We start from the raw sequence: 9,077 nt of genomic DNA, 5'->3' as shown, positions 1-9,077 counted from the left end.
AAGCTCCCCAGCGGGCTGCTACGACCAAGGGGGACGCGGGCTCGCGAACGGGCGGGAGGCTCCGCTAGCGGAGCCTCCCGCAATCGCATCATGCACCACTTTCAAGATACAAGGGGGACCGCGCTGCTGGAAGCAGCGGGGTGGAGGGGGAAAGCAACCCGGCCCCCTCCGTCAGCCGGCATTCGCCGTCTGCCACCTCCCCCGTTGCATCCTGCGGATGAAACAGGGGAGGATCGAAGAACGGCAGTTCCCCGCCCAACCTGGACATCACGCCCTGTCCCCGCCCCCTAGTCAGCCCCCCAGTCCAGACCCGCCCCCGACCCTGCCCCCAGGGCCGTGCCCAGCGCGGCGGTTGACACGGTTGACAGGGTCCCGGGGGGCACAACGCCGGGGCGCAGGGCCTGGCCGGGCGGGCGGGTTGTGGGAGCAGCCGGGGGACTGTGTGGCGCACGGACCGGCGCCGTCGCCAGCAGGCGGTCGACGCTGTGCCGGGCGGCGGTGCGCCAGGCCTGCCAGTCCTGCGCGGCGCGCGCGGTGCAGCGGTGGAAGGCGCGCTCTCCGGCGCGGGCCGGCAGGCGGGCGACGCGGCGCTCGATCAGCTCGGCCCGGCTGACCGGCAGCAGGGGATCGGGCGGGGCACCAGCCCCGCCGCCCCCGGCACCCGTCCCCGGCTCCAGCCTATCGGCCACGATGCCCGCGGGATCGGGGCGGAGATCGGCGGGCGGCTCCACCCCGCAGACCAGCGCCAGCAGCTCGTCGAAGCGATCGGCCCGGGCGCAGGCCTGCGGGCTGCGCGCGGCGTGGGTATCGAGCCGGGCGAGATGGGCCAGCAGCAGCCGCGCATCGAAGCGCCAGCGCGATCCCACCTGCTCGCCGCGATAGAAGATCGGCTCCTCCACCCCGTCGAGCGCGCGCGTGGCCAGCACGTCCTCCGCCACGCGCAGCGCCTGGACCAGCGCCGCATCCCATGCCGCCGCGAACAGCACCGACCGCCGCCGCAGCAGATAGACGCACTGCGCCGAGACCCCCACCCGCGCACAGGCCGAGCGCACCGCGCCGGTCTCGGCCAGAGCGGCGAGGAACCGCGCCTGCCGTTCCGGGGTGAACAGATCGGCGCGCGGCGGCGGGGTTTCGCGTGCGGCGGGGTCAGGGAGGTCGCGCAGAGGCGCAGAGGCGCAGAGGGGCTGTGCCGGGGGAGAGGCACCGGGCTGCTCCCCCGAGGCCTGCGCAAGCCTCGCGGATTCCTCCCCCCCGCTGAGGGGAACCGCCGGAACGGCGGTGGAGGCGACCTGCGGCATGGCGGCCATTGGCCCCGCCCCCCCCGAGTCCCAATCCCGCTCACCCTGAGCCTGTCGAAGGGCACGCGCGGCATCGGCGGCCGGATCGTGGACGGAGTGTCCCGCGTGAACGTCCAGCTCTCCACCCCCCTCCCCCGGCAAGCCGAGATCGCGGCAGAGCGGAATCCACCCGCGTCCGAACGGGCTGGTCAACGGACGGTCAGCGGAGGTGACGGCGGAGGGATCGTGCGGGGTGGTCGGATCGTGGGGGGTGGACATGGCAGACGGCTCCCGATGGGCGGAGGGGAACCGGCGAGGCTATGTCAGGGGGTGGGGTGTAGGACAGGGGGGCGTGCGTTGGCCGCGTCAGTAGTGAAACCGGCACTGCGCGATTTCCAGTTGCTGGTTCGGCGGGCTGCCGGTGACGCGATAGACCAGCCGGTCCTCCAGCGTGATCCGCCGCGACCACCACCCTTTCAGGTCACCCCGCAGCGGCTCGGGCCTGCCCGTTCCGGTGAACGGGGTGCGCTGGCATTCCCGGATCAGGTCATTGATCCGCTGCAGCGTGTTCGGCGCGGTGGCCTGCCAGTGGAGATAGTCCTCCCACGCGCTGGCCGCGAAAACGAGCCTCACGGCCCGATCAGATCCCGCGCCTCACCCTGGCCTTCATCCAGTTGGCTGACGGCCGCCAGCAGGCGATCGCGATTGGCCTGCGTGGAGAGCAGATGCATCGTTTCCTCGATGGCGTTCCAGTCCGCCAGCGAGACCATGACCACCGACTCCGCCTTCTGCCGCGAGATCACCACCGGCGCGCGATCGGCCACGACGCGATCCATCACGTCCTTCAGATGGGCTCGGGTGTCGGAATAGCTGATGACGTCCATGGCGGGGTCTCCTTTGGGGAGTATGTACGGATTTTTGTACAATTGCAAGGTTGACGTGTCAGGCTGCGGTCTGGGCGGTGTTGGCGGCTTTACGCGTCGCCTTAGGCTGGGCGGGGAACCAGCGACGCTATCTCAGGAGGTGGGTTGAAGGTCTGGAGGACACAAAACGACATTGCCTAAACACGTCATCCAGCCCCTCCTTTCAACAAACACATAGAATACCCGCGCTTGCCGAATTGACAGTAACTTTACCTAATCGATTGACTCAACTGATTACCACTTTTGATTAAGCGCTTAATTCGTGTGACTAATTTTATATTCTTTTTGACATATTGTAGACACCCGCAATCGATTCATTTAGCAGTCATTCTGCAAGAATTGAAAATATTGTCGAGGATGACTATGGACCTCCTGTTGAGACTTCCAGACCTCCAGCGGCGTGTGTCCGAGCACAAAGAGTCGCTCCTGACGGAAGAGGCAGCGAAAACGGCCTTTGTCATGCCGTTCCTGCAGGCCCTGGGTTATGACGTATTCAACCCCGGTGAAGTAATCCCGGAATTCACCTGCGATGTAGGCACCAAGAAGGGCGAAAAGGTCGACTATGCGATTTGCCGTGACGGGAAGGTTTCCATTCTGATCGAATGCAAGCCGTCAAGCGCCGGGTTGAGCCTTAAGCACACTGGCCAATTGTTCCGCTACTTCAGCGTGACCGACGCCCGGCTGGCCATTCTGACCAACGGCGTCACATATCAGTTTTACTCGGACATCGAGCAACCGAACAAGATGGACGGAGAGCCGTTCTTCACGTTCCATCTCGATGCCATCAAGCCGACCGACCACAAGGTTCTGGAGCGGTTCACCAAAACCAACTTCGATATCGACGCCATCGTGCAGGAAGCAGGTGGCCTGAAGCTTCAACTGCAACTGCGGCAGGAGATCGAGAAGGAAATACAGTTTCTATCCGATGAGTTCGTCATGATCTTGGCCAAGCGAGTTCACGGCGGGAGGTTGACCCCAGCACTGCGCGAGAACTTTGCCAAGCACGTGCAGGCTTCGCTGCAGGCTGTCCTAAGGGACCTTGTAAGCGACCGCATATCCTCTGCGCTGAAGGCATCGGACCCGCCACAGGAGGGCGAAGTCCAAGACCCGCTTGAGGAAATTGTCACCACTGAGGAAGAATGGGCTGGATTCCGGATCGTTCAAGCGATCGGCGCAAAGCTGGTCGATCCCAAACGGATCGTCATGAGGGACGCGAAATCCTATTGTGCGATCCTGCTGGACGATAACAACCGCAAGACCCTCGTCCGCCTGCATTTCAACGCCGCTTCGGTCAAATACGTGGGAACATTTGTCGACCGGACAGAGGAACGGCACCTTATTGCGGACCCGACCGGCATCTACAGCATTGCCGAGCTGATAGAGCAGCGCATCCGGGAGCTGGAAGGCTAATCCATGCCCGGCGGGGCAGCAGGACAATGCCCTCTCCATCGCCTGCTCCGCAGAAGTGGTCCCCCTCCTCTGGATCACGGCCGGCGCAAGCCCCTCTCCCAACCCTCTCCCCTGAAGGGGAGAGGGCTTTGAGGATGGTGTACGTTCCTCCATGTTCTCCGCGCCTGTGCGTGACATCCATTCGCGCCATCGCAGCAGCCTCTGCGAACTCGGCGCGAACCCCTTTTCTTCTCCGCGCCTCTGCGCCTCTGCGCGAACTCGAACCCCCTCCACCACCCGCTACGCGGGCGGCCCCCCTCCCGCGTTGGACTGGGTCAAACGGGGGAGGATCGGGATGGGTAAGGCGCTTCCCGGAGGGTGCCCCTCCACCAGCCTGCGGCTGGTCCCCCTCCCCCGGTGGGGGAGGATTTAGCGGGTCAACAGCGGCGCCAGATAGCGCCCCGTATAGCTCCCCTTCACCTTCACCACCTGCTCGGGGGTGCCCTCGGCCACCACTTCGCCGCCGCGCACGCCGCCTTCCGGGCCCAGGTCCAGAATCCAGTCGGCGGTCTTGATCACGTCCAGGTTGTGTTCGATCACCACGACCGAATTGCCCTGGTCGACCAGGCGGTGCAGCACTTCCAGCAGCTTGCGCACGTCCTCGAAGTGGAGGCCGGTGGTCGGCTCGTCGAGGATGTAGAGCGTCTGCCCGGTGGAGCGGCGGGCGAGTTCCTTGGCGAGTTTCACCCGCTGCGCCTCGCCGCCCGAGAGCGTGGTGGCCTGCTGGCCGACCTTGACGTAGCCGAGGCCGACCTCGTTCAGCATGTGCATCCGGTCGCGGATCGGGGGGACGGCCTTGAAGAACTCCTCCGCGTCCTCGATCGTCATGTCGAGCACGTCAGCGATCGAGTGGCCCTTGAACTTCACCTCCAGCGTCTCGCGGTTGTAGCGCTTGCCGTTGCATTCCTCGCAGGTGACGTAGACGTCGGGCAGGAAGTGCATCTCGATCTTGATCAGGCCGTCGCCCTGGCAGGCCTCGCAGCGGCCGCCCTTGACGTTGAAGCTGAACCGCCCCGGCTTGTAGCCGCGCGCCGCGCTTTCCGGCAGGCCGGCGAACCAGTCGCGGATCAGGGTGAAGGCGCCGGTGTAGGTGGCGGGGTTGCTCCGGGGCGTGCGGCCGATGGGCGACTGGTCGATCTCGATCACCTTGTCGCAGTATTCCAGCCCGGTGATCCGGTCGTGCGGCCCGGCGATCACCCGGGCGCCGTTGAGCACGCGGGCGGCGCCGGCGTGGAGCGTGTCGAGCGTGAAGCTGGACTTGCCCGAGCCCGAGACGCCGGTGATGCAGGTGAAGGTGCCGAGCGGGATGGAGGCGGTGACGCCCTTGAGGTTGTTGGCCCGCGCGTTGTGGACGGTGAGCTTGTGCCCGTTGCCCTTGCGCCGCTTCGCCGGGACCTCGATCTTGCGGGTGCCGCTGAGGTACTGGCCGGTGAGGCTGGCCTCGCTCGACAGGATGTCCTTGAGCGTGCCCTCCGCCACGATCTCGCCGCCGTGGACCCCGGCGCCGGGGCCGAGATCGACGATATGGTCGGCGGTGCGGATCGCGTCCTCGTCATGCTCGACCACGATCACCGTGTTGCCCAGATCGCGCAGCCGCTTGAGCGTGGCGAGCAGCATGTCGTTGTCGCGCTGGTGGAGGCCGATGCTCGGCTCATCCAGCACGTAGAGCACGCCCGACAGGCCCGAGCCGATCTGGCTGGCGAGGCGGATGCGCTGGCTTTCCCCGCCGCTGAGCGTGCCCGAGGTGCGGTTGAGGTTGAGGTAATCGAGCCCGACGTTGTTGAGGAAGCCCAGCCGCTCGTCGATCTCCTTCAGGATGGCGCGGGCGATCTGGCGCTGCTGGTCGGTCAGGCGGTCCGGCAGGGCCTGGTACCAGGCGAGCGCGTCGGACACCGACAGGCGGGTGACCGCGGCGATGTCCTCGCCCGCGACCTTGACGCTGAGCGCCTCGGGCTTGAGCCGCTTGCCCTCGCACACCTCGCAGGGCTGCGCTGTCTGGAACTTGCCCAGCTCCTCGCGCATCCAGGCGCTTTCGGTCTGGAGCATGCGGCGGTTGAGGTTGCCGATCACCCCTTCGAACGGCTTCTTCACCGAATAGGACTTCTTCCCGTCGATGAAGGTCAGCGTCACCGGCTTGCCCGCGGTGCCATAGAGGATCACCAGCCGCACCTCGCCGGGAAGCTGGTCCCACGGGGTGTCGAGGCTGAAGCCGAACTCGGCGGCGAGGCTGGCCAGGACCTGCATGTAATAGGGCGACGGCGGGTTGGACTTGGCCCAGGGCACCACCGCCCCCTGCTTGAGCGACAGCGCCTCGTTCGGCACCACCAGCTGCGGATCGAACAGCAGCTTTTCCCCCAGCCCGTCGCAGGCCGGGCAGGCGCCCTGCGGCGCGTTGAAGCTGAACAGCCGCGGCTCGACAGACTCGATGGTGAAGCCGCTGACCGGGCAGGCGAACTTTTCGGAGAAGACGATGCGGTTGGGCGGGAGGCCGGTGCCTTTGAGGCCGGGTGCCTTCCGGCCCTTGCCCCCCTCCTCCGTCATGCCAGCGGAGGCTGGCATCTCTTGCGGCTGCGCCTCGCCGCCAGAGGCCCCAGCCTTCGCTGGGGCGACGGCCGTTGATGGAGCGCCCAGCTCCGCCAGCGTCCCGTCCGCCAGGTCGATATAGGCCAGCCCGTCGGCCAGCTTCAGCGCCTGTTCGAAGCTGTCGGCCAGGCGGGTCTGGATGCCGTCCTTCACCGCGATGCGGTCCACCACGACCTCGATGTCGTGCTTGAGCTTCTTGTCGAGCGCGGGGGCCTCCTCGATGGCGTAGAACTGGCCGTCGATGCGGACGCGGGTGTAGCCGGCCTTCTGCCACTCGGCGAGCTCCTTGCGGTATTCGCCCTTGCGGCCGCGGATCGCCGGGGCGAGCAGGTAGGCGCGCGTGCCCTCGGGCAGGGCCATCACCCGGTCGACCATCTGGCTGACGGTCTGCGCCGCGATCGGCAGGCCCGTGGCGGGCGAATAGGGCACGCCGATGCGGGCCCACAGCAGGCGCATGTAATCGTAGATCTCGGTCACCGTCGCCACGGTGGAGCGCGGGTTGCGGCTGGTGGTCTTCTGCTCGATCGAGATCGCGGGGGAGAGCCCGTCGATATGCTCGACATCGGGCTTCTGCATCATCTCGAGGAACTGGCGCGCATAGGCCGAGAGGCTTTCGACATAGCGGCGCTGCCCCTCGGCATAGATCGTGTCGAAGGCCAGGCTCGACTTGCCCGAGCCGGACAGGCCGGTGATGACGATCAGGCTGTCGCGCGGGAGGGTGACGTCGATGCCCTTGAGGTTGTGCTCGCGGGCGCCCCGGACGGTGATGTGGGTGAGTGACATAGGCGGCGGATGTTCCACATCTGTTCAGGGGAGACAAGGGGGCGCGGCGGCCGGACGGCGCCCGGCATGTGGGAAACCGCGCGGCGGGGCGCAAGGTGTCGCGGGGGACAGGCCCTCAGCGGGCCGGCGCCAGGCGGGCGAGCAGCGAGCGGTCGGTCCGGAACAGGATCGTCGCGCCGGGCGGCAGGATCACCGGCGGCGGCGCGGCGCGGCCCGAGACCGAGGCGGCGGGCCCGACGTACCACAGGTAATCGGCCTGCCGCGCCGGGGCGAAGGCGCGCAGGTCCACCGCCTGCCCCTCCTGCCCATCCTGCCCATCCTGTCCCGCCTGCCATGTCAGCTCCTGCGATGGATCGGCGAAGTCCGCCCCGGCCTCGCGCAGCTGCAGCGCGTGGATCCCGGGGAGCGCGAAGTGCGCGTTGACCAGGGCATCGCGGCGCAGCGTGGCCCAGGCACCGACGTGGCCGAACGGGGCATAGGTCCAGGCCTGCCGGTCGCGCACCACGGCCGAGGCCACCCGGGCGCCGCGCGGCACCTGGTCGAGCGCGGGGAGCAGGCGGGCCAGCTCCTCCGCCTGGGCATGCCAGGCCGCGCCCATCAGCCCCAGCCGCAGCCCCAGCAGGGCCAGCACCGGGCCCGCCGACCGCAGGGTCAGCGGCCAGTCGATCGCCAGGCAGCCCAGCATCAGCGCCACCGGCCCCAGCCGCGCATCGGCAAAGTCCCCCCCGGCGAAGTGCCGCGGCAGGACCAGCGCCGCGCCGAGCAGCAGCAGCGCGGGGATCACCAGCCGCCGGTCAAGCCGGCCGCGCCCGCGCGCCTCGACAATGGCCAGCAGGACCAGCCCCAGGCAGGCCAGATCGAACAGCCGCCAATCGCCGCGCAGCACCTGCAGCAGCATGTCCTTCTTGTAGGCCAACGAGCCCGGATCGCCCGCGAACAGCGCCGCCCCGCCGCCCGGCCCGCCGGTGGCGAGCATGACCGCGAGCGGCGGCCACAGCGGCCAGGTGGCCAGCCCGGCCGCCACCAGCCCGCGCCATCCCTCCCCCCGCCGCCGCGCGATCTCGAAACCCAGCACCATCAGCCCGAGCACGCCCCAGCCCGAGACATGCGCCAGCCAGACCACCAGCCCGACCGGCCCGAAGACCAGCCCCCGCCGCCCGGCGCCCCGTTGGTCAGCCCTCTCCGCCAGCCGCACCCACAGCGCGAAGGCCCACAGCGCCAGGGCCACGGCCAGCGCATAGTTGAGGAAGCCCATCCGCAGCGGCGGCGACCACACCGCGATCATCGCCAGCAGGGCCCCCACCCCGACGCGGCGGCGCAGGCTCCATTCCACCGCGACCAGGCCCCAGCCGGTCAGCACCGGGATCAGCAGGGCGACCAGCCGGGCGGCGGGCTCCAGCCCGATCAGGCGGGCCAGCGGCAGGATCGCCAGATCGGTGCCCAGATTGCCCGTCCACCGCCAGTCGATCCGATAGTGCCGCGCCAGATCGGGATGGCCCGGCCCGGGATCGATCACGAACAGGCGGGCGAGATGGGCCGGATAATCGTCCATCGGCGGCACGGCGGCGAAGGCGAAGGGCAGCGCCAGCGCCAGCCCGGCGAGCAGGCCGAGCGCCAGCCCCGTGCGGGACGCGGGCTGCGCCGTGCGCAGGGCAGGATCCGAAAGGGCAGAGCGCGCCATGGCCCCGGGAGCTTCCACATCCGCCCGCGCGAGACAAGGGGCCCCTGCCCCGCCGCCCCGCCGCGCATGTGGGTAAGCCCCGCCCGTGCGTCCGGCGCGCTGGACAGGGTCGGACGACGACTTGTGCGTGGGAGCGGTCATTCCGATCCTCCCCCGTTTTGCGCAGCACAACGGGGGAGGGGAACCGCGCTGCCGCAGGCAGCGGGGTGGAGAGGGACAGCAAGCGGCCCCCTCCGTCAGCCGGCATTCGCCGCCTGACACCTTGTATCTTGAAAATGATGCATGATGCGATTGCGGGTTGGGTCGCTAGCGACCCAACCCGCGCCGTTCGCGAGCCCGCTGACACCTAGGTTGTGTGGACCGCTGGGGAGCTTGGGCCCG

6 protein-coding genes are annotated in these 9,077 nt (G+C 68.4%); 1 reads left to right on the top strand and 5 read right to left on the bottom strand.

Annotated elements, in window-relative coordinates; translation table 11 throughout:
- Positions 1 to 287 precede the first annotated feature (287 nt).
- The 3 genes from H7F49_RS18515 to H7F49_RS18505 form a co-directional block, all read right to left on the bottom strand.
- Complete coding sequence (locus H7F49_RS18515) at positions 288 to 1,556, bottom strand: hypothetical protein (protein ID WP_185685046.1); 1,269 nt, start codon at positions 1,554 to 1,556, stop codon at positions 288 to 290.
- An 87-nt stretch (positions 1,557 to 1,643) separates the two neighbouring features.
- Positions 1,644 to 1,910: a Txe/YoeB family addiction module toxin gene (locus H7F49_RS18510; protein WP_185685045.1), complete on the bottom strand. Its 267-nt coding sequence runs from the start codon at positions 1,908 to 1,910 to the stop codon at positions 1,644 to 1,646.
- Complete coding sequence (locus H7F49_RS18505) at positions 1,907 to 2,161, bottom strand: type II toxin-antitoxin system Phd/YefM family antitoxin (RefSeq protein WP_185685044.1); 255 nt, start codon at positions 2,159 to 2,161, stop codon at positions 1,907 to 1,909. The genes H7F49_RS18510 and H7F49_RS18505 overlap by 4 nt, the downstream gene beginning before the upstream one ends.
- A gap of 396 nt (positions 2,162 to 2,557) precedes the next feature.
- Between H7F49_RS18505 and H7F49_RS18500 the strand changes: the two genes are divergently transcribed.
- Positions 2,558 to 3,610 carry a type I restriction endonuclease gene (locus H7F49_RS18500; protein ID WP_235982340.1) on the top strand — a complete coding sequence of 351 codons (1,053 nt, stop codon included), beginning with the start codon at positions 2,558 to 2,560 and terminating at the stop codon, positions 3,608 to 3,610.
- 408 nt (positions 3,611 to 4,018) lie between these two features.
- On the opposite strand, the gene uvrA is transcribed toward H7F49_RS18500, so the two are convergent.
- The gene (gene uvrA, locus H7F49_RS18495) at positions 4,019 to 7,015 is read right to left on the bottom strand and encodes an excinuclease ABC subunit UvrA (RefSeq protein ID WP_185685043.1); all 2,997 of its coding nucleotides are present in this window, start codon (positions 7,013 to 7,015) and stop codon (positions 4,019 to 4,021) included.
- A gap of 115 nt (positions 7,016 to 7,130) precedes the next feature.
- On the bottom strand, positions 7,131 to 8,696 hold the full coding sequence (locus H7F49_RS18490) for a hypothetical protein (RefSeq protein ID WP_185685042.1): 1,566 nt from the start codon (positions 8,694 to 8,696) through the stop codon (positions 7,131 to 7,133).
- Positions 8,697 to 9,077 lie beyond the last annotated feature (381 nt).

It is taken from the genome of Novosphingobium aerophilum, assembly GCF_014230305.1.
Lineage (GTDB): Bacteria > Pseudomonadota > Alphaproteobacteria > Sphingomonadales > Sphingomonadaceae > Novosphingobium > Novosphingobium aerophilum.
This window is presented reverse-complemented; position numbering and strand designations above follow the sequence as displayed.

What these genes read in the sequence shown, in the direction of transcription:
- uvrA (WP_185685043.1), bottom strand. Translation starts at nt 7,015, where the DNA reads ATGTCACTCACCCACATCACCGTCCGGGGCGCCCGCGAGCACAACCTC.
- H7F49_RS18500 (WP_235982340.1), top strand. Translation starts at nt 2,558, where the DNA reads ATGACTATGGACCTCCTGTTGAGACTTCCAGACCTCCAGCGGCGTGTG.
- H7F49_RS18490 (WP_185685042.1), bottom strand. Translation starts at nt 8,696, where the DNA reads ATGGCGCGCTCTGCCCTTTCGGATCCTGCCCTGCGCACGGCGCAGCCC.
- H7F49_RS18515 (WP_185685046.1), bottom strand. Translation starts at nt 1,556, where the DNA reads ATGTCCACCCCCCACGATCCGACCACCCCGCACGATCCCTCCGCCGTC.
- H7F49_RS18505 (WP_185685044.1), bottom strand. Translation starts at nt 2,161, where the DNA reads ATGGACGTCATCAGCTATTCCGACACCCGAGCCCATCTGAAGGACGTG.